We start from the raw sequence: 24,709 nt of genomic DNA, 5'->3' as shown, positions 1-24,709 counted from the left end.
GCGCCCCTCTCCCTGCATGCGGGGAAAGGGGCCGGGGGTGAGGGGCTATGATCACCGACGAAACAGCGATTGTCCTTGCGCTACCCGATGATACCGCCGAGTCGCTGATGGCGCGGGTACGCGCCACCCATGCCGCCAATGTCCAGATCTTAGCCCCCGAAGGAACGAGCTTCCTCCAGCGCGTCGCTGGTACCGATGCGTTGCGCGAATTGGCCGCTGCCGCCGGCATTGCCCTCACGATTATTAGCTCTGACCCGGCCATCCTCAAAGCGGCCCGCCAGAGCCGGCTGACCACGATCGAAGTCACTGGCGCGCATGTGCAAGCGCCGGCGCCTCCCCCGCCGCCTGCCGGCGAAGACCTGCCGGCTGAAGATCTTGAGTTTCTGGCCGCACTTGACGAGCTCGCCGCGACCGGCAAGGTTGATGATCTAGAGCTGTTTGAACCGCCGAAACCGGCGCCGGCTGAGACCCGCCCGATGGCAGCGCCAGTAACGCGGCCTATTCCAACCACGACCAGCGGCGCAGCGGCGCCGCCAGCCCAAGCGATGGGTGACGATGACCTAGAGTTCTTCGACGCGCTTGACGATCTGGCTGCCGCCTTCGAGCAAGAACGCACCGGCGCGCCGCCGCCGCCTATCCCGCCAGTGCGTGAAGCGGTGAGCCAAGCGCCGCGGGTGCGGCCCGAAGATATTCAACTCTCAGCGGCTGAACAGGCGCGGGCTAGCCAAATTGGCCAGCGCAGCGACGCTGATCGCGCCCAACGCGCACCCACCCAACCCCGGCGCGAACCGGCAGTCGCGCCGCCGCCTGCTCCTACCCCGCGCAGCGCCTCCCAACCTGCCGCTCGCCGGCAATCGCGCCTCGCCACGATCCTGCTGGTTGTGTTGGTGGTGATGATTGCCATCTTCGGCGTGTTCCTGATAGTGACGCGCAGCACGACGGTGGTCGTGCGTTTGCCGGCCCGCGAGACGACCCCGATCACTGGCTTGGCACTGCCAATGATCCCGGTCACCGCGCCGAGCAGCAATGGCGCCGTCGCCGCTGACCCGATCGGCACGACGGTTGCCATCAGTCTGCGCGGTGAAGTGACGGACGGCGTGATGACGCCGGTTAGCAGTGCGCAGGGTTCGATCATTCTCCGCAATCTGAATACCCAGCCGATCACCATTCCGGCAGGGAGCGAGTTTGTCGCCGTTGGGCCAAACAATCAGCCGATTCCCTTTATTAGCGAAACCGACGTGACCGTGCCCGGCGCAGTCACAACCAATCGCGGCAACCAGATCATCACCACCCTCGGCGAAGCGCAAGTGCGGATTATTGCCCGCTCACCCGGCAGCGCCTCCAACGTTCCCGCCAATAGCATCCGCGAACTGCGCATTCCCGGCGGGCCAACGATTAATCTCACCGGCGGCGTGCTGACGATCGTGCATGACGCGATCGGCGGCGGCGCTGATGAAGAGGTGTTTGTGATTAAAGAGAGCGACGTGCGCCGCTATCTAGCCGAGGCATTGACCCGGCTCGACCAAGAGGCGCGCCGGCAGCTCGATGGCCTCGCCTTAGCTCGCAATCTCCGCCTCGAACCGACCACCGTCTCGCCGAGCCGGGCCGAGCTTGAGCAACTGGCCGGCTTCGAGCAGATCGTGGATCCGCCGATAGGTACATCGTTGCCGAAAGATAATCGCTTCTTTACGTTGACCGTGCAAGCGAACTACAGCGGGTTGGCGGTCAACGGTGATCCAGCCAGCTTCCAGCGCCAATTGGCTGATGCGTTTAATGCCCAACTGATCCAAAACGGCCAGTTGCGTCCGGGTGACTGCAAGGCCGCCGTGATCAACGGCTGGCGCTGGGATGGCGCAACCCTGCGCGTTGATGGCGCGGTCGGGCCAGACCCGGCCTGCGGCAACGAGCTTGATCCGGCAACGCGCGCAGCGATCCAGAACGCGGTGCTCGGTCGCACCCGCGCCGAAGCCGAAGCCGGCTTGCAGGCGCTAGTAGCAAACGGAAGGCTGGCCGGCTTTACGCTGCCGCCAGATGTTGACCGCTTCCCCGGTTGGAGCTGGCAGCTCCGGATTCGGATTGAGTGAGGAGGGCACGTTGCCGTAGACGCAGCATACTGCAACTACGGCAACTGCTTGCAGAACAACAGATTTATCGCAAGCGTAGAGTGGCTGCCACAACATAGAGGATATAGACGCCTCAGCGCCCTCTGCGTTGCCATTATATCCGGCTAACGTGAACCTAACCAACGAACAGACCATCCTAGGGCTTGATGTCGGCGAACGGCGCATCGGCGTGGCGATCAGCGACGCCAGTGCGCGCATTGCCGCGCCGCTCACCACGATCGCCGCCCACCCACCCGAACGAGCCATTGCCCAGATTGCCCGGCTGGTCGCCGAGCGTGGCGTGACGCGGGTGGTGGTGGGATTACCGCTGACCATGCGCGGTGAACACGGCCCGCAAGCCGTGGCAGTGCAACGCTTTGCCGATGCGTTGGCCGCGGCGCTCACGTGCTCGGTCGAAATGTTCGACGAACGGCTGACCAGTGTCGCCGCCGAGCAGATGTTGCGCAATCTCGGCCTCAAACCGGCCAAAATCAAAGAGCAGATTGATCAGGTCGCCGCGTCGATCATCTTGCAAGACTATCTCGATGCAAAGGCGCAGCGTGAGCAGAGGCGCGGAGACAGTTAAACGCAAAGGCGCCGAGCAAGCAAAGACGCAGAGAATGGTAAACGCAAAGGCGCGAAGGACGCAGAGATCGCAGAGAATGGGTAAACGCAAAGGCGCGAAGGACGCAGAGATCGCAGAGCATTTTGTGGTATTTGGATCAATCTCAAATATCTTTGTGTCTTTGCGTTAGAATCCTCTACGTCTTTGCTTCCTCTACGTCTCTAAGTTACAGGCATGAACGTATGAACTACGCCATTCACCCCATCAGCGCCGCCGCAACCCGGCCACTGCGCCAACACATCCTACGCCCGCACCAAGCGATTGACGAACTCGTCTATCCCGGCGATGACCACCCGCTCGCGTTGCACGCCGGCGGCTTCATTGGCGACCAGCTTGTCGGCATTGCCTCATTCGCCCCCGAAGCGTTTCCCGACGTACCGGCCCGCGCGGCGTGGCGGCTGCGCGGCATGGGAGTCTTGCCCGCCTTCCGCCGGCAAGGGATCGGCCAAGCGTTGCTTCAAACCGGGATCGAGCATGTCCGGCGTCACGGCGGCGATATGATCTGGTGTCACGGGCGCACAAGCGCGTTGCCGTTCTATCTTGCCTTTGGTTTCGTGACACACGGCGCAGAATTCGTGGTGCCGCACACCGGGCCGCACTATATTCTGCTCTACTGGGTGAAATAGGAGGTGCGCGATACCAATATGGAGTGCGGCAGTTTGACTAATACTTCATCGACTTTTACCTCGACCAGCGCAAAACACAAGTGTGTGAAACCATTATGGAGTGCGGCAGTCAAACTGCCGCACTCCATAGCATACATCCAAGCACAGCGGCACCCCACCTACAACACATACCCCCGCTTACGCGCCACCTCTTCCTTATGCTTGCGAAAGAGAATATCGCGCTCAGTGCCCTTTATTTCGCGGCTGTAGGTCGCCAGAATCCGCTCAACTTCAGCGTCAATCTCCTCTTCGATCTTCAGATCGGCCACAATCGCATCATAGATCGCCTTGACCCGCAACGCGCGGCCATCGCTAGGGCGCTGGCCGGGACGGTCGCGGTAGGCTAACAGGCCGCGCTCGGCCAATTCGTCGTGCAAGCGCTCGGCAATCCGGCGCACTTTATCTTCACTGAGTCGCATAGCTCACCTCGGTTTCGCTGATCACGGCGCTGCTTCTATTGTACACGAAAGGGCGGCGAAGCAATCCCCCGCTCCCCCTCTGTCATTGCGAGCCGCGCGTAGGGGCAGAGCGATGCTCTGCCCACGCGCGGCGAAGCAATCCCCCGCGAGCACGGCAGCAACCCGCTCAGGCATTTCTCTCGCTGAAGCGGGAGATTGCTTCGGTCGGGCGGCACCCTGCTTCGCGGGTGGCCACCCTCCCTCGCAATGACAACCGACCACGCCCCCTCGCAATGACATATAGGTGCGCGGGAACAGCAATCTTTTAGTGAAACATTTCACTTCTCAACCGTGCGCAGCCGGACAGGCGATAGTTCAATGATTGCGCTTCCATCAATTGTTGGTGAAACGTTACACACACGATCTTGACAAGGAAAAAAGTGGTGCTACAATAAGCCCATCAGCCGCAACTGCGCTTTGCACGACGAGGCAATTTTTTATTTGCCCGTATGAAACGTTTCATTTCACGATAGCCGGGTTGCTCTCTTTTCACAACGGAGTGTTATGGAACGCCTCTTTCCTAGCCGCTATGGCTACTTCAGCGCCGATGGCCGCGAATACATCATCACCACGCCGCTGACGCCGCGCCCTTGGGGGAATGTGATCAGTAATGGCGACTATGCGCTGATGGTGTCGCAGACCGGTTCGGGTTATAGTTGGCGCAATAACGCCGGCCAGAATCGGATTACCCGCTCGTTTCAGGATTTGGTGCAAGACAATTGGGGGAAGTATCTCTATCTGCGCGATCTCGACAGCGGCCAGTTTTGGTCGGCGACGTATAAGCCGACGCTGCATGCGTATGACCACTATCAAGTGACCCACGGCCTCGGTTATTCGCGTTTCGCGCAGGAGGCATACGGCATCCGTAGCCGGTTGACCGTCTTTGTTGCGCCGCACGATCCGGTTGAGCTGTTTGAGCTGACGTTGACCAATCTGACTGACCGGCCTCGCCGGCTCGATGTTACGACCTATGTCGAGTGGTTGTTGGGGTTTGCGCCCGATGAGCATCGCGAGTTTCATAAGCTGTTCATTGATACGGCGGTCGATCAGTCGCTGAATGCGTTGCTGGCGCGCAAGTATTTGTGGGGCTTTGCCGATGAGGAGGGCCGGCATAACAATATCGATTGGCCTTACGTGGCGTTTATCGCTGCCAGCGAGCCGCTCAAGAGCTTCGACGGCGATAAGGAGTCGTTTATTGGCTTGTACCAGAGCCTTGAGCATCCGCAGGCGATGCAGATGGCGACCTTGGCTGGACGCACCGGTCGCTTCGGCGATGCAATCGGCGCGTTGCAGGTCGAGGTGGCGCTGGCGCCGGGGGCAAGCCATACGATCGTCTTTACGCTAGGTGCTGCCGAGCAGGGCCGCGAAGATCCCGCCGAGTTGATCCGCCGTTTCACTTCGCCGGCTGCCAGCACCCAAACGCTTGCAGCAGTGCATGCCTTCTGGTCGCGGCTAGTTGACGCCGAGCATGTCGAAACGCCTGATCCGGCGCTCAATCTGATGACCAACTACTGGCTGAAGTATCAGGCGATTTCGGGCCGGTTGTGGGCCAAGTCGGCGTTGTATCAAGTCTCGGCGGGCTATGGCTTCCGCGATCAGTTGCAAGACAGCCAAATTTTCTTGGTCTGCGATCCGGCTTTAGCCAAGCGCCAGATCTTGCTCCACGCCTCCCAACAATTTATCGAAGGCGATGTGCTGCACTGGTGGTTTTCGATCCGGGGTGGCGGGCCGCGTACCAACTGTTCGGACGACTTGCTCTGGCTGCCGTTTATCGTCGATTCGTACCTGCAAGAGACCAACGATCTCGCGATTCTGGATGAGCCAGTGCCGTACCTCAACGGCCCGGCGGAGCCGCTCTACCTGCACTGCAAGCGGGCGATCGAGCGCGCGTTCAGCCGCTTTTCGCCCCGTGGCATCCCGCTGATGGGGGATCACGATTGGAACGATGGCCTCAATGCGGTTGGCACCCATCTGCGCGGCGAGAGTTTTTGGGTGGCTGAATTTCTCTACGCGATCCTTGAGCGCTGGATGCCGCTGGCGCAGCAACGCGGCGATGCGGCGTTCGCCGAACGCTGCGCGGCGGTGCGCGAGACGCTGCGTTGGGCGACGAACCGCTACGGCTGGGATGGCGAGTGGTTTTTGCAAGCGACGACCGATGATGGCTTGCCGCTCGGATCGCATGCGAATGATGAGGGCCGCATCTTTTTGATGCCCAACATTTGGGCGGTGATTAGCGGCATTGCCGATCGCGAACGGGCATGGCAGGCGATGGAGTCGGTCTCGCGCCACCTGCTCTGCGAGTATGGCACGTTGCTCAACTATCCCGCCTTTACCCGTCCCCGTCCCGACATCGGTTATGTCACCCGCTACGCGCCGGGCCTGCGCGAGAACGGCGGCGTCTATACCCACGCTGCCACGTGGTCGGTGTGGGCCTACGCTCTGCTCGGTGACGCCGAGAAAGCTTATGAAGCCTATCGCCGTATCTGCCCGCCCAACCGCAGCGCCGATCCGGATCGCTACAAAGCCGAACCTTACGTCACGCCGGGCAACGTTGACGGCCCGCAATCGCCGTATTTCGGGCGCGGCGGCTGGACGTGGTACACCGGTTCGGCCCAGTGGCTGCACCGGATGGCGACCCATTGGATTTTGGGGATTAGGCCGCAGGCCAATGGCTTGCTGATCGATCCGCTGATTCCAGCGGCATGGGATCGCTTCACCGTGCGCCGTTCGTTCCGCGGTGCGGTGTACGAGATCGAGGTGCTGAACCCGCAACACGTGAGCCGGGGTGTGGCGACGGTAGAGGTGGACGGCCAGCCGCTCGCTGGCAACGTCGTGCCGGTCTTCGCCGATGGCCAGACTCACCGGGTGCGAGTGGTCTTGGGGTAACGAGGGTCGCAGCGGCAGCCAAGCTGCCGCTCACCATACCAACGCGCCAACATCCTGCGTGGCGCACCGTTGCGAAAGGAGGTGACACGCGCAAAAAACCTGATTGCAATGCCGCAACGTTCGTTCGTAGCTTTGTTTGCATGTCAAGGAGGAAATGCATGAAACCCGCTGCCAAAGGTGGCTTCCTGCTCGTGATACTGATGTTGCTCGCGGCCATGACCGGCTGTACGCCAGCGGCTACGCCACCGACTCCCCAAGCGCCAACCGCTGCGCCACAGACACCCCCTGAACAACCGACCGCCGCGCCAACGGCTGCGCCGACGGCAGCTCCCACTGCTGCCGCCAAGCAGCCGGTGACCCTGCGCTACGCCAACTGGAACCTCGGCACCGAGGAAGAGAACAACATCCAGCGCCGCTTGGTCAAGGTCTATACCGAGCTGAACCCGCACGTGACGATCGAGTTCGTTGATATGGCGGGCGCCGGCTGGGACGATATGCTCAATACCTATGCGGCTAAAGGCGCGCTGCCTGATGTCTTTATGGCCAACAATATGCCGCTCTACGTCAAGAACGGCTGGCTGGCCGATCTGACCGAACTGGTGGCGAATGATCCCGATTGGCCGCTCATCCCGCAAGTGCTGCGGTCGGGTGTCACTTATGATGGCAAGGTGATGGGCTTGCCGGCGGCGCAGTTCATTATGGGGTACTTCGTCAACCGCGATCTCTACGAAGCGGCTAACCTCGACGCGCCTGAGTACGGCTTCACACTCGACGAGTTCAACGCGGCGGTAACCGGCCTGCACAACCCGGCCCGCGGCGTGCTCGGCCTCGACGAGATGGAGTTCGTGATGGGCTGGTACCCGCACGTGCTCGACAACAAGTTGCAGTGGTTCAGCTTCGACGGCGTTCACATGAACTACAACTCCGCCGCCTTCAAAGACACCGTGGCGCGGGTGACTGAGCTGAAGCCCTATACGTGGCAAGGGTTGACCGACGAGCAGAAGGTGAACTTCAAGTCGGCTGGGCCGTGGGAGCTGTTCCTGAATCAAGAAGTCGGTATGCGCTGGGAAGGCGGTTGGGCCATTCCGCAGATTGCGCAGAACGCCACCTTTGACTGGGACTTTGTCGGCATCCCCGGCGGCAATCAGGCGATTGTGATGGACATCATCGTCGTCTCGAAGACGGCGCCGAATCTGGAGGAAGCTTACCAATTCGCGCGCTGGATGACCTTTGCCCGCGCCGCCTATGCTAAAGAGGTGGAACTGGCCCGCGAGATGGGCGGCGTGCCGAGCAAGATGCCGGTCGCGATCGACACTGAGTCGCTGGCGCTCTACCGCCAATTCTTCGACAAGCCGGGGATCAACGCCGCGCTGGCCAATCTTGACAATAGCCTTGTCGAGTCGCTGGCCAAACTGGTGCCGGGGTACATCCAAGCGCGGTGGGAAGGCAAGCCGGGCATTGACATCGGCGAAGACAAAGACGTGAACATGTGGTTCATGTTCTTCCGCGCCGGCGATGGCATCTACAAGTACGAGGATTACGCGCCGAAATTAGAGACGTTCGCCAACAATATCCTCGATACGGCGCGGGCCGAGGTTGACGCCGCCTTGCGCTAGTAGGAAGCAACGCACGGCGGTGCGTCCCTCGCACTGCCGTGCATCTCCCGCACAGCATCGACACATTGTTCGTAGTGATAGTTAGGTGAAGCTATGGGTTGGCGCCGGCAGATCACAACCTCTATCCGCCTCCTCATCGTCCTTTGGCTGGCGCTCGCTAGCTTGCTCGCCGGCCCGCTGCCGGTGCGGGCCGAGGGTGGCAGTGCGCCAGTGGTTGAGGTGCGCGCCGACACGCTCGGTCTGCCGGCGGCAACCCATCCGTTGGCAGCGAGCTATGCCAAGCCAAGCGTCATGCTGCGCGGCGGCGATCAGGTCTCGTTCACCATCACCGTGCCGCAAGCCGGCGCGTATGCGTTAGCGATTGACGCCGCCGTGCCGGAAACTGTCACCTTCATCCCGCCTGAACTGCTCGTGCAGATCGAGGGCCAACCTGAGCGCTGGCGGCTGATTGTGCCACTGTTCTATCACGATACCGCCGATCAGTTCCCGCTCGACCGCTACGGCAACGAAACCCTGATCCCGCAGGCCCGCTTGGCCCGCTGGAGCCGCGTCTTCTTGCGCGACCCCAACTTCAGCCAGCCGTACCCGATCGCACTCACGCTGCCGGCGGGCCGCCAGCGCATTTCACTCAGCCTCGGCGAAGGCGAGCTGGCGCTAGGCAGTTTCTATCTGCTGCCGGCGATCGACTCGTACCCGTCTTACGCCGCCTACCGCGCGAGCCGGCAAGCGCCGGCCAGCAGCGGGGTGCTGATCGAACTCGCCGCTGAGCGGCCAAGCTTCAAGAACGACACCAGTGTGCGCCCGATCAGCCGCCGCAATCTGGACGTGACACCCTACGATCCCTACCATCTGCGGATGAATGCCCTCGGCGGCGAGAGTTGGAGCCGCAGCGGCACGACGGTTTACTACGAGTTTACCGTGCCGCAGAGCGGCTGGTATGCGATCACCCTGCGCGCTATCCAAGATTACAAGAATAACTTTACCGTGTATCGCCGCATCCTGATTGATGATCAGGTGCTGTTTGCCGAGTTGAATGCGGTACCGTTTAGCTATAACCCACATTGGCGCAACGACACTTTGGGCGGAGCGACGCCGTACCAGATCTATCTTGAGCAAGGCCGGCACGTCTTGGGCATCGAAGCCACGACCGCGCCTTATCATGACTCGATCGAGCGGGTGCGAGCCGGTTTGAAGGCGATTGCCGATCTGGCCTTCGCAATCAAGCGCCTCACCGGCAACCAGATCGATATTTACAAAGAGTGGGAGATCGCCGATTACATTCCCGATATTCGCGAACGGCTGGCGGCGCTGGCCAGCCAACTGCGCGCCGACCAACAGGCCTTGCTGGCCGTCAACCAGACCCCGGCCTCGCCAGAGGTGCTCGCTTACCAGATGGCAATCGACAACCTTGAGGTGCTGGCCCAAGACCCCAACCGGATTCCGACCCGCATGAGCCGCTTGTCGGAAGGGGCCGGTTCGGCGGCGCACCTGCTCGGCAGCATCTTGCCCTCGTTGCAGAGCCAGCCGCTGGCGCTCGATACCATCTACATCCATTCGCCGGACATCATCCCTCCCGAACCGAACATCACCGCCGGCGCAATCGTAACCGATTGGTTCCAGCGGTTTCTTGCCTCTTTCCGCAGCGATCCCTACCAGAGCATTGGCGCAGCGCCGGATGAGCTGGAAGTGTGGGTGAATCGCCCGCAACAATATGTCAACCTGCTTCAGCGCATGGCCGACGAGCGCTTCACACCGCAGACCGGGATCAAGGTCAAGTTTTCGATTATGCCTAACGAATCGAAGCTGGTCTTGGCCTGCGCCGCCGGCACCCAACCCGACATTGCGCTCGGCGTCAGCACCAACATCCCGTATGAGCTGGCGATCCGCAATGCGCTCTACGATTTGCGCAGCTTCCCCGACTTCGACCGCTTCATCCGCATCTATGCCCCCGGTTCGCTCTTGAGCTACATCATTAACGACTCGGTGTACGCCATTCCCGAAACACAAGATTTTTGGGTGACGTTCTACCGCAAAGATATTCTGGAAACGCTGAATTTACCGGTACCGCAAACGTGGAATGAAGTACTCGAGATTCTGCCCGAATTGCAGCGTTTCGGCATGAACTACAACACGCCGCTCTCTAGCGGCGGCGGCATGAAGGGCTATCTGGTCACGGCCCCCTACCTCTTCAACTACGGCGCGTCGCTCTACACCCCCGATGGCATGTCGGGCTTGGGGTCGGACGAAGCGATTCAGGCGATCCGGTTTATGGCCGAGAGTTTCACCATCTACGGCATGCCGCTGACCACGGCTAGTTTCTACGACAGTTTTCGCGCTGGTGAAACGCCGGTCGGCATCTCGAACTTTGAAACCTACCTCAAGCTGCTCACCGCGGCGCCGGAGATCGATGGGTTGTGGGACATTGCCCTCTACCCGGCCACCGTCTTGCCTGATGGCAGGCAGTTGCGCTATGCGACCGGCTCGGCGCAGGCGGCCATGATGTTCGCCAATACCGACAAGCCGCAACAGGGGTGGGCCTTCCTCAAGTGGTGGATGGCAACCGAGACGCAGGTTGCATTCCAGCAAGAATTAATTATGAATTTTGGGTTGGAATATTTGTGGAATTCAGCGAACCTAGAGGCGTTTCGCTTTACCCCAATTTCGGCGGCGCACCGCGACGTGATTTTGCAGCAGTGGCAATGGCTGCAAGAGCCGATCAAGCTGCCGGGCAGCTATATGCAAGAGCGCGAGTTGAGCAACGTCTGGAACCGGATCGTCTTTCAGGGGGCCAACCCGCGCGTCGCGATTGACAATGCGGTGACGGTGATCAACCGCGAGATTGTGCGCAAGATGACCGAGTTCGGCTACATCCGCAATGGCGAGCGGGTGCGCACGATGACGATCCCGACCATCGAGACGGTGAAGGAGTGGATGGCGCATGCAAACTGAGTGGCGCAGCCAATTGAGCAGGCAGTGGCGCAAAGAGGCGAGCGCATACGGATTCATCGCCCCGTATGCGGTGCTGTTCGCGATCTTTATCGCGATTCCGGTGCTGGCGGCCTTCTTGCTTTCATTCACCTTTTTCGACTCGATCCAGCCGCCGCAGTTCAACGGCTTGCTCAACTATATCGTGTTGCTGACCCAAGACGATATCTTTATGCGCTACGTCTTGCCCAACACGATCCAGTTTGCGGTGCTGGTCGGGCCGGGGGGCTATGTGCTGGCCTTTTTGCTGGCGTGGATGCTGGCCCAACTGCCGCGCACGCCACGCACCATCTTCGCCCTCATCCTCTACTCGCCGTCGATGACGGGCGGCGTGGCGATGGCGGTGGTCTGGCAGACGCTGTTTAGCGGCGATCAGAATGGCTACCTCAACAGTTTTCTGCTCAGCTTGAACCTGATTCAAGCGCCGATCCAGTGGCTGCAATCGCCAGAGTATTTGATGACGATTATGATCATCGTCACCCTGTGGAGCAGTATGGGTGTCGGCTTTTTGGCGATGCTGGCCGGCATGCTCGACATCAATCCCGAATTGTACGAAGCCGGTGCGCTCGATGGGGTCAGCAGCCGCTGGCAAGAGATTATCTACATCACCATCCCATCAATGAAGCCGCAGATGCTGTTTGGCGCGGTGATGGCGATTGTCGGCGCGTTTCAGGCCGGCACGATCGGGGTGGCGCTGTCGGGCAGCAACCCGACGCCGCAGTACGCCGGCCAACTGATCGTCAACCATATCGAAGACTACGGCTTTCTGCGCTACGAAATGGGGTACGCCGCCGCCGTGTCGGTGGTGCTGTTGTTGATGGTGTTGCTGTTTAACCGGCTGGCCAATAGACTGTTCCGCGAGGATTGAGATGAGGCGCAAACGCTGGTTGAGCTATAGTCTGCGTGACAGCGGCATGAACCCGCGCGGGTTCCATCCGAGCCAGATCAAGTTCTATCTGGTGCTGGTTCCGCTAGCAGCGTTTATGCTGCTGCCGATCGTCTTTATCTTCTCGCACGCCTTCAAACCGCCAGAGGAGCTGTTCGCTTATCCGCCGCGCTTTTTCGTGGTGCGGCCCACGCTCAAGAACTTCACCGACCTGTTTGCCCGCATCTCCACCTCAGAGGTGCCGGTCAGCCGCTATCTGTTCAACAGCGTGCTGGTGACGCTGCTGACGGTGCTGGCCTCGGTGGGAGTCGGCTCGACCGCGGCGTTTGCGCTCTCGAAGAAGCGATTCCGGCTCAAGAATACGCTGTTTGCGATCAACACCGTCGCGCTGATGTTCGTGCCGGTGGCGGTGACGATCCCGCGCTTTCTGATTATCCAGCAGCTTGGCCTGCTCAATACCTTCTGGGTGCATATTCTGCCCGCGCTGGCTATGCCGGTCGGCTTGTTCCTGCTCAAGCAGTTTATGGATGCGCTGCCCAACGAGATGATCGAAGCCGCCCAAATCGACGGGGCCAGCGATCTGCAAATCTACTGGCACATCATCTTGCCGCTGACCAGACCGGCGCTGGCGACGATTGCAATCCTCGCCTTTCAGGCCTCGTGGAATAACGTGGATACGTCAGCGATGTACATCAACGACGAACAGCTCAAGACCTTCGCCTTCTATCTGTCCAGCCTGACCTCAACCACTGCGGGGGCCAATCTGGTCGCCGGGCAGGGGATGGCGGCAGCCGCGTCGTTGATCGTGTTTCTGCCGAACCTGATCATCTTTATCCTGTTGCAGAGCCAAGTGATGAGCACAATGTCGCATTCGGGGTTGAAATAAGCTCGTGAGCGAGCGTGGGTCAACGCAGAGGCAACCGCATGAAACTGATGCGCACCCGCAAGCGAAGAGGATTGTTGATCGGCGCGATCATCGGATTGGCGCTGGGATTGGTATTGCTCGCGCCGCTGGCGCGGGCCGATGCGCCCTACGTGACGTGGACTCCCGGCCCCGGCGGTAAGCTGTACATGACGCAAGACGCTTACACCCCGGCGGATGAGATTGGCTTGCCGGTGGCGGGGCCGGAAGACCTCTTTATGACCCCGGATGGCGTGATCTATCTTGCCGATACCGGTAACGGGCGGGTGGTGCGGCTCGACAACACGACGTTGGACGTGGCGGCGGAATATGGCAAAGGGGTGCTGAACAAGCCCACCGGCGTGTTTGTCGATGATGAAGGGACGGTCTACGTAGCCGATGCCGGCCTCAACCAGATCGTGGTCTTTGCCGCCGACGGCGCGTTGCGCCACCAATTTGGCCGGCCTAGCGAACCGCTCTTCGGCAAGAATCGCACCTTTTTGCCGCGCAAAGTGGCGGTTGACCGGCGCAAAAACCTCTATGTCATCAGCGAAGGCTCGGTGCAGGGAGTCATCCAGCTCAACCCCGACGGACGCTTTATCGGCAACTTCGCCGCCAACACTGCCCAGATGTCGCTGCGCATGATCTTGCAGCGCATGTTTCTGAGCGAAGAGCAACTGGCCCAACTGGTGCGCAACGAAGCCGCTTCACCGTCCAATCTGGCGATTGACCGCCAATCGATGCTCTATACCATTACCGCCAGCACCTTCGCCGATCAGAGCATTCGCAAGTTTACCGTAGCGGGACGGAATATCTTCCCCACCATCTACGGCTCGACCTCGTTCCGCGATATTCACATCGATCGCGAAGGGTTGCTGGTGGTGGTTGACGGTGAGGGGCGCGTGTTTGAGTACGACCAAAACGGCACGTTGCTGTTTATGTTCAATGCCCGCGACACCGGCGACCAGCGCCGCGGCACGCTGATCAATCCGACCGGCATTGCCCGTTACGGCGATACGATCTACGTGCTCGATAAAGAAAAGAATGCACTGATCCTCTACCAAGCGACTGCCTTCGCCGAGACTGTGCATCGCGCGATGCGGCTCTATTTGGCCGGCTTCTACCGCGAAGCGCAACCCTACTTTGAGCAGGTGCTCAACTACAATGGCTCGTTCATCATGGCCTATCAGGGGTTAGCCGACGCCTATTTCAAAGCGGGTGACTACCCCGCCGCGCTGGCCGCTTACCGCTACGCCGAAGACCGGAACGGCTATTCGGAAGCGTTCTGGGAGCTGCGTAATGCGGTGTTGCAGCAGTACCTCGGCCCGTTCATCGTGGCGGTGACGCTGGCCGCACTTGGGCAGAGCGTCTTCCGCCGGTTCGAGCGACGGCATGGCTGGCTAGCGCCGTTGCGCGACAGCATGCGCCGGCTGCGCCGATACCGGCTGGTCGATGACGCGATCTTCTTGCTGCGCTTCGTGCGCCACCCGGTTGATAGCTTCTACTACATCAAGGCCAACCAGCGCGGCAGCCTGCGCTTTGCCCTGCTGATCTACCTGTGGGTAATCGCAGTGCATGTGTCCTCGCTCTACCTGATCGGCTTCCCGTTCAACCCGTATGCCTACCCCGGCCAGATTCGGGTCGAGAACGAGATTGCGCTGTTGGTGGCGCTGTTTGGCTTGTGGAACGCCGCCAACTATCTGGTCTCAACCATCAGCGACGGCGAAGGGCGGGTGCGCGATGTCGTGATCGGCAGCGCCTATAGTCTCGTTCCCTATGCGTTGTTCATGCCGGTGGTGATTGCGGCCTCGAATGTGCTGACGCTGAACGAAGTCTTTTTGGTCAGCTTTTCGCAGCAGGTCATCTTTGCATGGACTGGATTGATGCTTTTCATTATGGTGCGGGAAATCCACAACTACACCATTTCCGAAACGACAAGCAATGTGCTCAAGACCCTGTTCACGATGGCGATGCTGGCGTTGACCGCCTACATCTTGTCCTTGCTGTTTGGGCAACTGTTCGACTTTGTGAGCGCAGTCTGGCAAGAGATCGGGTTACGTGGTCTGTAACAACGCTGCTTGGTATCACCGACGAGGCTGAGGGTGAAAGCATATCCATTCATCATCCTGATCGCAGCAATAGTGCTGGCAACTGCGCCGGCCACGAGCCAAGCCGCAGGCGCTGCCATCCCCGCCGGCTACGAACGGGTGGCGGCCAACGCCAGCTTCGAGCTGTACCTCAACCGTGAAACGCTGGCGTTTAAGGTACTCGACCGGCGCAGCGGGCATCTTTGGTCGTCGAACCTTGATGAGGTCACGCCAGACGACCGGCTCAACCGGACATGGACGGCCTTTGCTCGCAGCGGGATCAGCATCGAGTATATGGATGCGCGCACCAACACCCGGCGGGCCTCGATCACCAATGCCGATCACCGGATCGAGGTGACGCTGCTCAGCGATGGGTTTAGCGGGCAAGTCACCTTTACCGAACCGGCCATCACCGTGACGGTACAGGTCACGCTCACGCCAGCAGGGGTACGGGTGGCGGTACCCTTCAGCGGGATCAGCGAAGCGGGCAACTTCCGGCTGGCCCAATTGCACCTCTACCCCTTCTTTGGCGCGACCCGCGAAGCCGCCACGCCGGGGTATATGCTCATTCCCGACGGCAGCGGCAGCCTGATCGCCTTCGCCGAACGCACCACGGCCCGCACCATGTTTTATGGCCGTTACTACGGGCCTGATCTAGGCATGCGCGGCGAGCTGCCCGCCAACCCCGACACCCGCCCCACCTACCCGTTGTCGGCGCCGGTCTTTGGCATGGTGCATGGCGAAGGGCAGCATGCCTTCCTCACCATTCTCGAACAAGGATCGGCCTTTGCCGAATTGCTGGCCCACCCGGCAGGGATCATCACCAAATTCAACTTTCTCTACAACCTGTTCATCTACAACGAGAGCTACTTCCAACCCACCAATCGCTCCGGCGCAGGGGTGACGGTCATCCAACCGCAGACCAACGCCTTCGACATTGTGCAGCACTACCGCTTCCTCAGCGGCGCCGAAGCGGATTATACCGGTTTGGCGCGGGAATACCAGCGCTACCTGATCGAACAAGGCGTCTTGCATGCGCCAACCGCCGCCAGCGGCGAGCTGCCGTTGCGGGTTGAGTTTTTGGGGGCGGAACGCGAGCGGGTGCTCTTCTGGCAACGGGCCATCCCGATGACCACCATCGCCGAGATGGCCGATATTATCGCCGACCTGCCCACCAAACGGGTGGAAGTGGTCTACTACGGCTGGCAACCGCAAGGCGCCACCGCGCCGCTGCCGCTGGCTTTGCGGATCGAAGGCGCGCTGGGCAGCCGGGGGGCGTTGGAACGGTTGGCGCAGACGATTGCCGAACAGGGTGGCAGCCTGAGTTTATACGTTGATCCGCAAGCCGGGATTGTTGATGAGAGCGGCTACAGCCGCGCCGAGACAGCGATGGCGATAAACCGGGCCAGCGTGCGCGGCGTCCACCGCGGCATGCAGCAGATCTACCTTACCTTGCCGGCGGTCGAACAGCGGATCGCCGGGTGGCGAACAGCCTTCGCGTCCGCCGGATTAGGTATGGCGCTCGACGGGATCGGCTTCCGGCTCTACAGCGATTTTCGGGCCGAAACCCGCCGCAACCGCGAAGCGAGCTTGCAAGCCTATCAAGCGCTATTGGCAGCGAATGGCCCCGTCGCCCTCTACCGGCCCAACGCCTATCTGTGGGGAGCCGCTCGCGCTTACTATGATATGCCACTCGGCGACAGCGGCTACATCTACACCACCAAAGCCGTACCCTTCCTGCCGACCGTCTTGGCCGGCTACATCCCATACTACGGCCCGCCGCTCAACTTCTCGTCGAATCTGGAAGAAGACCTGCTGCGCCACGCCGATTATGGCGCCTATCCATCGTTCTTGCTGACCCACGAAGCGACGGCGGCGATGTTGCAGACCCGCTCGAACTGGATTTACACCTCGGCCTACAGCCAATGGCGCGACGAGGTGCAACGAGCCTACACACGGCTAGCGAAGGTGCTGGGGCCAGTGCAAGGAGCGGCCATCGTCGCGCGCGCCACGCCCTTGCCCGGCGTGGCCGTCACCGACTATGCCAACGGCAAACGGATTGTGGTCAACTACACCACCCAGCCGGTCACGCTGGCGGGCAGAACCATCCCGCCGCGCGACGCGGTGGTGCTAGAGAGGTGATGATGCGCGCAATGACAGCCCAACCTGTCATTGCGAGGGGGCGGGGGGGATGTGGCCCCCACCCCAGCCCTCCCCCGCTGGGGGAGGGAGGTACAGCGAGGGATGCCAAGCGGGTGGCTCCCGTGCTCGCGGGGGATTGTTTCGCCGCCTCCGGCGGCTCGCAATGACAGATGGTGAGGGGGGATGCCCCCACCCCAGCCCTCCCCCGCTGGGGGAGGGAGGAGCCGGGAGGGATGCCAAGCGGAGTGCTCCCGTGCGCGTGGGGGAGTGCTTCGCCGCTCCGCGGCTCGCAATGACAGATGGTGAGGGGGGATGCCCCCACCCCAGCCCTCCCCCGCTGGAGGAGGGAGGTACAGCGAGGGATGCCAAGCGGGTGGCTCCCGTGCTCGCGGGGGATGCCCCCACCCCAGCCCTCCCCCGCTGGGGGAGGGAGGTACAGAGAGGGATGCCGAGCGGGTGGCTCCTGCGCTCGCGGGGGATGCCCCCACCCCAGCCCTCCCCCGCTGGGGGAGGGAGGTACAGGGAAGGATGCCAAGCGTGGTGATCCCGTGCTCGCGGGGGATGCCCCCACCCCAGCCCTCCCCCGCTGGGGGAGGGAGGTACAGAGAGGGATGCCGAGCGGGTGGCTCCTGCGCTCGCGGGGGATGCCCCCACCCCAGCCCTCCCCCGCTGGGGGAGGGAGGTACAGGGAAGGATGCCAAGCGTGGTGATCCCGTGCTCGCGGGGGATTGCTTCGCCGCCTCCGGCGGCTCACAATGACAGCCCAACCTGTCATTGCGAGGGGGCGCAGACCCTGAAGCAATCTCCCCCTTCAGTGGGAACGATCCGCTGCGATAGCAGCAATGGGACACAGATATACACGGATCGGCACGGACACACACAGATCGGAAGGGCAAGCGTGAGTTAGCCCTATCAAGGAGCACCGGCATGGGCAAGAGCGAATTATGGCGGCGCTTGCGCCTACGCGAAAACCTGCAAGGTTATCGCTTTCTGCTGCCGTGGATCATCGGCTTCGCGCTGTTTACGGCAGCGCCGCTGGCGCAAACCTTTCAATACAGCCTGAGCAACGTCAAAGTTGCGGTGACTGGGATTGAGTTAGCAGCGGTGGGTTGGCAAAACTACACTCGCGCTCTATTTACTGATCCAACCTTTGTGCAATTGCTAGTTGAATATCTGATTGAAACCGCGGTTTCGGTACCGATCATCTTAATCTTTTCGCTAATCATCGCCCTCTTTTTGAACGTACCGTTTTGGGGGCGCAGCATCTTTCGCACCATCTTCTTCTTGCCGGTGGTGATCACCAGCGGGCCGGTGATTAGCGAACTAGTCGCACAAGGGGCAACCTCCGCGCCGCAGGTGGCGTCATCGGCGGCGGTAGCGGCCTTTGTCGCCCAACTGCCGGCGCTGTTGCGCGAGCCGGTGCAGTATCTGTTGACATCGTTCATTCTGATTTTGTGGTTTTCAGGGGTGCAAATTCTGATCTATCTGGCCGGATTGCAAAAAATTGACCGCTTCGTCTACGAAGCCGCCGCCGTCGATGGCGCGTCGGCGTGGGAGATGTTTTGGAAGATTACCTTGCCGGCGCTGACGACGACCACACTGATCAATGCGCTGTATACGGTGATTACGCTCTCGCATTTTTCCGAGAACAAGGTGATCAAATACATCGCTGCCCGCATTTACGACGTTGAAGGCGGGATTGGCTATGCTAGCGCGATGGCGTTTTTGTATTCGCTGGCGTTGATTGCGCTGTTGGTGGCGACCTTTGCGGTGCTGCGCCCGCGAGTGAAGGATTGAGCAGGTTGGCGGTGATGGTCAGCGGCAATGGGACGGGGATGGATGCGGAGTGGCAAGGTGCCACAGATTGTCATTGCGAGGGAGGGCCGCCACCCGCGCAGCAGGGTGCCGCCCGACCGAAGCAATCTCCCGCTTCGGCGGGAAAGATGCCTGAGCGGGGTGATCCCGTGCGCGCGGTGGCATCGCTGTGCGATGCCCCTACGCGCGGCTCGCAATGACAACCGGGGAGCGGGAGGGATGCCCCCACCCCAGCCCTCCCCCGCTGGGGGAGGGAGGCACAGCGAGGGATGCCGAGCGGGGTGCTCCCGTGCTCGTAGGGGATTGCTTCGCCGCGCGGAGCGCGGCTCGCAATGACAGAGGCCATTTGTCATTGCGAGGGAGGGCGGCCACCCGCGAAGCAGGGCGCCGCCCGACCGAAGCAATCTCCCGCTACAGCGGGAACGAACCGCTGAACGGATAGGACACAGATACACACGGATCGGAAGGATAAGCACATGCGGCGGCTACAGTTCGATTATCTCCGGCGAGTGGCGTGGGGCGCGCATAACCGGACGGGGATCATCCCGACCGTCTTGCTCTATGCCGTCTTGATCGCCATCGGGTTTGTCTACCTCTACCCGTTGCTGTTTATGGCGATCACCAGCTTCAAAAGCCCGGATGATCTGCTCAACCCGATGGTGCAGTGGGTGCCGACCGATCTGTATCTGGGCAATTATCAGAAGGCGTACCGGGTGCTCAACTACCTCGATACGCTACGCTCGACGATTGTGGTCAGCGTGGCTCCGACGGCCTTGCAGGTGGTCGTCTGCGCGCTGGTTGGCTATGGCTTGGCCCGCTACCGGCTCTGGGGCAAGCCGCTGCTCTTTGCCCTGATCTTCGCCACCTTCGTCATCCCGCCGCAAAACACGATCATCCCGCAGATGCTCAACTATCGTTATCTCAATCTGTTGGGATCGCTGTGGGCGTTGCTTATTCCAGCGGTGTTAGGCCAAGGCTTCAAGAGCGCGATCTTCATTCTCATCTTCTACCAAAACTTTCTCTCGCTGCCCCGCTCGCTCGAAGAAGCCGCCCGGCTCGATGGCGCGTCCGATTTCACCGTCTTTTGGCGAATCGCGCTGCCCGGCGCAGTACCGGCCTTTATCGTCTCGTTCATCTTCTCGGTGGTTTGGTATTGGAATGAGACGTACCTGACGACGGTGTTTTTGGAAGGTGGTATGCAGACGTTACCGATGCAACTGGCCAAATTCACCCAAGCCTACGAGAATCTCTACCCCGCCAGTATGGTGAATATCTTCGACCGTCTGAACGAAGCGGTCAAGATGAGCGGAACATTTCTGACCATTTTGCCCTTGCTGGTGATGTATTTCATCTTGCAACGCTGGTTTGTCGAATCGATTGAACGATCAGGACTCGCCGGTGAATAAGCTATACTTGTGGAACATTCTGTTCGGAGTTGTGTTGGCGCTGGCCGCCTGCGCTGCCCCCGCCGGGCCAAGCGTTGCGCCGCCGGACACCCCTGCGCCGGTGGCGGCTTCGCCCACGCCGCTGCCAGCCACGCCAGCACCGTCACCCACTGCGACCACGATGGCGCCATCGGTCACGCCGGTACCAGCCACGGCTAGCGATGACGAGATCATCGCCTATGAACTGCGCGCGGCTTTCGATTTCTTCTGGGAGCAGGCCAACACCGATCCGGCCAGCCCCGGCTATGGCCTGATTCGCGACCGCTATCCGGGGTCAGCCGGCATCGCTAGCATCGCGTCGGTTGGCTTCGGCCTGACCGCGTTGATTGTCGGGGTCGAACGCGGCTTTATCACCCGCGCACAAGGCTACGAACGGGCGTTGGGCACGTTGCAGACGCTGGAACGGATGGCCTTGGTTGAAGGCTTTTACTATCACTTTGTTGACATCCAGACGGGCCAGCGCGCTTGGCAGAGCGAAGTATCGAGCATTGACACCGCCATCTTGCTGATGGGGGTGTTGGCGGCTGGACAATATTTCGGCGACGAGGCGCAAACGCTAGCCACGACCATCTATGAACGGGTCGATTGGCCGTGGTTTCTCGATCCAGATCGGCAGATGTTCTATATGGCCTTTACCCCTGAAAAGGGCTTCAGCGGCCATTGGGACTTTTACGCCGAACAACTCATGCTCTATGTATTGGCCGCGGGATCGCCTACCCATCCGGTTGACGAAACGCCTTACTACACCTTCATCCGCCACAAGGGGCGTTACGGTACAGGAGAACCATTCATCCACTCGTGGTTTGGTTCGCTCTTCACCTACCAGTTTAGCCATGCGTGGATCGACTTTCGCGGCTTAGTTGACCGGCAGGGGGTCGATTGGCATCAGAACTCGGTGGCCGCCTCGCGCGCCCACTACGACTTTGCCGTCGCGATGGACGCGAAATACACCACAATTGGCCCCACTGCGTGGGGGTTGACCGCGTGCGATGGCCCCAACGGCTATGAAGGGCGCTACGGCGCGCCACCATCGGGGTATGACAACCGTTCGCACTTCATTGATGACACGGTGCCGCCGGCGGGAGCGATCGGCTCAATCATCTTCACGCCAGAAGAGTCGTTGCAGGCGATGCGCTACTACTATACGCTCGAACGGCTGAAGGGGCGCTACGGCTTCTTCGACGCCTTCAACCTCTCACGCGACTGGTACGCCACCGATGTGATCGGGATCGATAAAGGCATTTCCTTGCTGATGCTAGCCAATTATCAAGATGGCTTGATCCACCGCGTGATGATGGCCCATCCCGTGATCCAGACCGGGTTGGCGCGGCTGGGGTTCACACCGGCGAAGTGAGCTGATCTGGCGCCATCCGCCGCGCTGGTGGAGGGACGGACAGAGAACGTAGGATGGCATATTCAGCGAACGATTGCTGCCAGAGCGTGTTGAGAGACCGTGTAGCTGGTTCAGGAGGGACAATGCCCACGATCAAAGATGTTGCCCGCCGCGCTGGGGTGAGTGTCACCGCGGCATCATACGCACTCAACCGCACCGGCACCATCAGCGAAGAGACGCGCCAGCGCGTGCTGCAAGCGGCAGAGGAACTCAACTACCATCCCAACGCCTTTGCCCGCCACCTCAAGGCACGCCGGTCGCGCACGATCGGGGTATTTATCACCCGCTTCGCCGGCGCGTTCTACGAAGAGATTCTCGATGGAATTCACGAAGTGATTTTGGCAACCGAATATGAGTTAATTGTCTGCCCGGAGACGCGCGTCGAGCGGCGCATCTTCACCCACCGCCAAGTCGATGGCGCCATCGTCTTCGATACCAGTATTCCTGACGAGCAGATCCTGCGGCTGGCCGGGCCGAAATTCCCGATCGTAGTGATGGATCGGCAGCTCGAAGCAGAGCACGTCTTCCCGCTGTTGCTCGATAACCGGCAAGGCGTCGCCCAAGCCTTCGCCCATCTCTACCGGCAAGGGTTGCGCCACTTGGCCTACGTGGCCGGCGCACCCGACTCGTTTGACAATAACGAACGCATGCAGGCGTTTCTCAACGAAGCCGCCCGCCACCAACTCTCGGTGCGGGTCTATCCCGGCAATTTCACCGAGCAATCGGGCTACGCGGCGGCGCAGCGGATTATCGCTGAAGGCGACCTGCCGGAAGGAGTCTTTTGCGCCAATGACCAGATGGCAATCGGCTTTATGCGAGCAATGCGCGAACACGGCTTGGAAGCGCCGCGCGACATTGCGGTGGTCGGCTGCGACGACATCCTGTTGGCGCGTTACGTGCAACCGCCGCTCTCAACCATCGGCGCGTCGCGGCGGGCATGGGGCGGCACTGCCGCCAAATGGTTGATGCGCTACCTTGAACACGAAGAGGTTTTCCCGCCGCAGCGGATTCCCACCACCTTTATCGCACGTGCCTCATCGCTGAAACATCCGGCAACTCTGGAGTAGCTTGTGGACGAAGCAACCTTGTTTGATTATGAGATCGAAGGCGCGCTCGCCTTTTTTCGCGCCGGCACCAACCTCGATCCGGCCAGCCCCGGCTATGGCCTGACGGTTGATGCTATCCATCGCCCGCGCATCGCTTCGATTGCTTCGGTTGGGTTTGCCTTAAGCACATGGGTAATCGCGATCGAACGCGGGCGGATGAGCCGCGCCGAGGGGTTGGCGATTACCCGCGGCACGCTCCGCACCCTCTACGAGCGCGTGCCACACCAATACGGCTTCTTTGCCCACTTTCTCGATCGCTATACCGCCACTCGCTGGCAACAGTGCGAATACTCGACCATTGACACTGGTCTCTGCCTAAACGGCGTGCTCACCGCAGCCGCCTATTTTCGCGACGCCGAGATTGATGAGCTGGCAATGCGCCTGCTCGACCGGATCGATTGGGCGGCGTTTATCACCGAGCGCAACGGCCAAACCGTGTTGCGCATGTCGTACAACCCCGATGCCGGCGGCGACTACGTAACCGGTGCGCCGGGATTCATTAGCTACTGGGATATGGCCGCCGAGCAGAAGCTGCTCTACATCCAAGCCGCGCTTTGTGTGCCGGCAAACACCGCCCGCGCGCTCTACCGCGGCTTTCGCCGTGACATCGGCCTCTACCAAGGCCAGCCAGTGATTATCAATCCCGGCGGCACGCTCTTTGCGTACCAGTACACTGAAGCATGGCTAGACACCCGCAGCTATCGCGATCCCGATGGCGTTGATTGGTTCAACAACGCGCGGCTGGCGGCGCTGGCCAACCGCGACTTTTGCCTCAGCTTGCGCGATCAGTTTCGCACCTATCACGAGCGGAGCTGGGGCATTGGCTGCGGCGACACGCCACGCGGCTACGTCGTTGCCGGTGCACCGCCGGCGCTGGTGCCGCCCGAACCCGACGGTACGGTGTCGATCAGCAATGCCATTGCTTGTATGCCGTTCACACCGGCTGAAGTGCTAGCGATGCTTGACTACCTCTACCACGAGCAGCCGCAAACCTGCGGGCCATACGGCTTTTATGACGCCTATAACCTCGCGGTGAGGCCGCCGTGGTATAGCCGGACGATCTACGGAATTAACAAAGGCTGCGCGCTGCTGATGCTCGAAAATGCGCGCAGCGGCCTGATTTGGGATGTCTATTCGTCGAGTTTGCTGATCCAACGGGCGCTAAACGTGTTGGGGTTCATGAAGCGCGAGCAAGCGCACTGATGAAGACGGGCAAGAGCGCGAGCGGCGCGCTCGCATCAGACAAATGGAGCGCGGGCGGCCCGCCCGCATCAACACGAGGGAATCTGTGCGGGCCAGCGGCCCGCGCCCCAAGCATAAGACGGAGCGCGGGCGGCTCGCCCGCATCAGACAGATAGAGCGCGACGTGCGGGCCAGCGGCCCGCGCCCCACACGGTAGATAGGAGCGCGGGCGGCCCGCCCGCATCAACACAAGGGAATACATGCGGGCCAGCGGCCCGCGCCCCACACGATAGATAGGAGCGCGGGCGACTCGCCCGCATCAACACAAGGGAATACATGCGGGCCAGCGGCCCGCGCCCCACACGACAGATAGGAGCGCGGGCGGCCCACCCGCATCCGCAACACTAATGCAATC

16 protein-coding genes are annotated in these 24,709 nt (G+C 61.0%); 15 read left to right on the top strand and 1 reads right to left on the bottom strand.

The annotated features are described in order from the left end of the window. Positions 1-47: 47 nt before the first annotated feature. The 3 genes from A6A03_RS14375 to A6A03_RS14365 all read left to right on the top strand — a co-directional run bounded on the left by A6A03_RS14375 (position 48) and on the right by A6A03_RS14365 (position 3,353). Positions 48-2,084: a hypothetical protein gene (locus A6A03_RS14375; RefSeq protein ID WP_066789692.1), complete on the top strand. Its 2,037-nt coding sequence runs from the start codon at positions 48-50 to the stop codon at positions 2,082-2,084. A gap of 148 nt (positions 2,085-2,232) precedes the next feature. Continuing rightward, entirely contained in the window at positions 2,233-2,688 is a 456-nt protein-coding gene (ruvX, locus tag A6A03_RS14370; RefSeq protein ID WP_066789796.1) for a Holliday junction resolvase RuvX, read from the top strand. 221 nt (positions 2,689-2,909) lie between these two features. Beyond that, the gene (locus A6A03_RS14365; protein ID WP_066789690.1) at positions 2,910-3,353 is read left to right on the top strand and encodes a GNAT family N-acetyltransferase; all 444 of its coding nucleotides are present in this window, start codon (positions 2,910-2,912) and stop codon (positions 3,351-3,353) included. Between the two features lie 158 nt (positions 3,354-3,511). Here the strand turns inward: A6A03_RS14365 and A6A03_RS14360 are convergent, their stop codons facing one another. After that, a complete protein-coding gene (locus A6A03_RS14360; RefSeq protein ID WP_066789688.1) occupies positions 3,512-3,811 on the bottom strand; it encodes a DUF507 family protein in 300 nt (99 codons plus the stop codon). Positions 3,812-4,354: 543 nt separating this feature from the next. Here A6A03_RS14360 and A6A03_RS14355 point away from each other — a divergent pair. The 12 genes from A6A03_RS14355 (at position 4,355) to A6A03_RS14300 (ending at position 24,315) form a co-directional block, all read left to right on the top strand. After that, the gene (locus A6A03_RS14355) at positions 4,355-6,736 is read left to right on the top strand and encodes a glycoside hydrolase family 94 protein (RefSeq protein ID WP_066789687.1); all 2,382 of its coding nucleotides are present in this window, start codon (positions 4,355-4,357) and stop codon (positions 6,734-6,736) included. Positions 6,737-6,894: 158 nt separating this feature from the next. Beyond that, the gene (locus A6A03_RS14350; RefSeq protein ID WP_066789685.1) at positions 6,895-8,352 is read left to right on the top strand and encodes an ABC transporter substrate-binding protein; all 1,458 of its coding nucleotides are present in this window, start codon (positions 6,895-6,897) and stop codon (positions 8,350-8,352) included. 93 nt (positions 8,353-8,445) lie between these two features. Beyond that, positions 8,446-11,301 (top strand): extracellular solute-binding protein, encoded by a 2,856-nt coding sequence (locus A6A03_RS14345; protein ID WP_066789682.1) that lies wholly within the window; start codon positions 8,446-8,448, stop codon positions 11,299-11,301. Beyond that, positions 11,291-12,205, top strand: a complete 915-nt coding sequence (locus A6A03_RS14340; RefSeq protein WP_066789680.1) for a carbohydrate ABC transporter permease — start codon at positions 11,291-11,293, stop codon at positions 12,203-12,205. Before A6A03_RS14345 ends, A6A03_RS14340 begins: the two co-directional genes overlap by 11 nt. 1 nt (position 12,206) lies before the next feature. Continuing rightward, positions 12,207-13,109 (top strand): carbohydrate ABC transporter permease, encoded by a 903-nt coding sequence (locus tag A6A03_RS14335; protein ID WP_066789678.1) that lies wholly within the window; start codon positions 12,207-12,209, stop codon positions 13,107-13,109. A 38-nt stretch (positions 13,110-13,147) separates the two neighbouring features. Further along, positions 13,148-15,193 (top strand): YIP1 family protein, encoded by a 2,046-nt coding sequence (locus A6A03_RS14330; protein ID WP_082908978.1) that lies wholly within the window; start codon positions 13,148-13,150, stop codon positions 15,191-15,193. Positions 15,194-15,226: 33 nt separating this feature from the next. Then, entirely contained in the window at positions 15,227-17,353 is a 2,127-nt protein-coding gene (locus A6A03_RS14325; protein WP_245668999.1) for a DUF5696 domain-containing protein, read from the top strand. A gap of 927 nt (positions 17,354-18,280) precedes the next feature. Beyond that, a complete protein-coding gene (locus A6A03_RS14320; protein ID WP_066789676.1) occupies positions 18,281-19,150 on the top strand; it encodes a carbohydrate ABC transporter permease in 870 nt (289 codons plus the stop codon). Positions 19,151-19,644: 494 nt separating this feature from the next. Then, positions 19,645-20,574 (top strand): carbohydrate ABC transporter permease, encoded by a 930-nt coding sequence (locus A6A03_RS14315; protein ID WP_066789675.1) that lies wholly within the window; start codon positions 19,645-19,647, stop codon positions 20,572-20,574. Next, complete coding sequence (locus A6A03_RS14310; protein WP_066789674.1) at positions 20,567-21,967, top strand: glucoamylase family protein; 1,401 nt, start codon at positions 20,567-20,569, stop codon at positions 21,965-21,967. The genes A6A03_RS14315 and A6A03_RS14310 overlap by 8 nt, the downstream gene beginning before the upstream one ends. A gap of 122 nt (positions 21,968-22,089) precedes the next feature. Beyond that, positions 22,090-23,073: a LacI family DNA-binding transcriptional regulator gene (locus A6A03_RS14305; protein WP_066789673.1), complete on the top strand. Its 984-nt coding sequence runs from the start codon at positions 22,090-22,092 to the stop codon at positions 23,071-23,073. A gap of 3 nt (positions 23,074-23,076) precedes the next feature. Then, positions 23,077-24,315, top strand: a complete 1,239-nt coding sequence (locus A6A03_RS14300) for a glucoamylase family protein (protein ID WP_066789671.1) — start codon at positions 23,077-23,079, stop codon at positions 24,313-24,315. Positions 24,316-24,709: the final 394 nt, after the last annotated feature.

Source organism: Chloroflexus islandicus (assembly GCF_001650695.1).
In the GTDB taxonomy this organism is placed as follows: domain Bacteria; phylum Chloroflexota; class Chloroflexia; order Chloroflexales; family Chloroflexaceae; genus Chloroflexus; species Chloroflexus islandicus.
Note: the sequence above shows the minus strand (reverse complement) of the source record. Positions and strands in the feature narration are given on the sequence as shown.

What these genes read in the sequence shown, in the direction of transcription:
- A6A03_RS14350 (WP_066789685.1), top strand. Translation starts at nt 6,895, where the DNA reads ATGAAACCCGCTGCCAAAGGTGGCTTCCTGCTCGTGATACTGATGTTG.
- A6A03_RS14330 (WP_082908978.1), top strand. Translation starts at nt 13,148, where the DNA reads ATGAAACTGATGCGCACCCGCAAGCGAAGAGGATTGTTGATCGGCGCG.
- A6A03_RS14355 (WP_066789687.1), top strand. Translation starts at nt 4,355, where the DNA reads ATGGAACGCCTCTTTCCTAGCCGCTATGGCTACTTCAGCGCCGATGGC.
- A6A03_RS14360 (WP_066789688.1), bottom strand. Translation starts at nt 3,811, where the DNA reads ATGCGACTCAGTGAAGATAAAGTGCGCCGGATTGCCGAGCGCTTGCAC.
- A6A03_RS14375 (WP_066789692.1), top strand. Translation starts at nt 48, where the DNA reads ATGATCACCGACGAAACAGCGATTGTCCTTGCGCTACCCGATGATACC.
- A6A03_RS14345 (WP_066789682.1), top strand. Translation starts at nt 8,446, where the DNA reads ATGGGTTGGCGCCGGCAGATCACAACCTCTATCCGCCTCCTCATCGTC.
- A6A03_RS14320 (WP_066789676.1), top strand. Translation starts at nt 18,281, where the DNA reads ATGGGCAAGAGCGAATTATGGCGGCGCTTGCGCCTACGCGAAAACCTG.
- A6A03_RS14315 (WP_066789675.1), top strand. Translation starts at nt 19,645, where the DNA reads ATGCGGCGGCTACAGTTCGATTATCTCCGGCGAGTGGCGTGGGGCGCG.
- A6A03_RS14365 (WP_066789690.1), top strand. Translation starts at nt 2,910, where the DNA reads ATGAACTACGCCATTCACCCCATCAGCGCCGCCGCAACCCGGCCACTG.
- A6A03_RS14340 (WP_066789680.1), top strand. Translation starts at nt 11,291, where the DNA reads ATGCAAACTGAGTGGCGCAGCCAATTGAGCAGGCAGTGGCGCAAAGAG.
- A6A03_RS14335 (WP_066789678.1), top strand. Translation starts at nt 12,207, where the DNA reads ATGAGGCGCAAACGCTGGTTGAGCTATAGTCTGCGTGACAGCGGCATG.
- A6A03_RS14305 (WP_066789673.1), top strand. Translation starts at nt 22,090, where the DNA reads ATGCCCACGATCAAAGATGTTGCCCGCCGCGCTGGGGTGAGTGTCACC.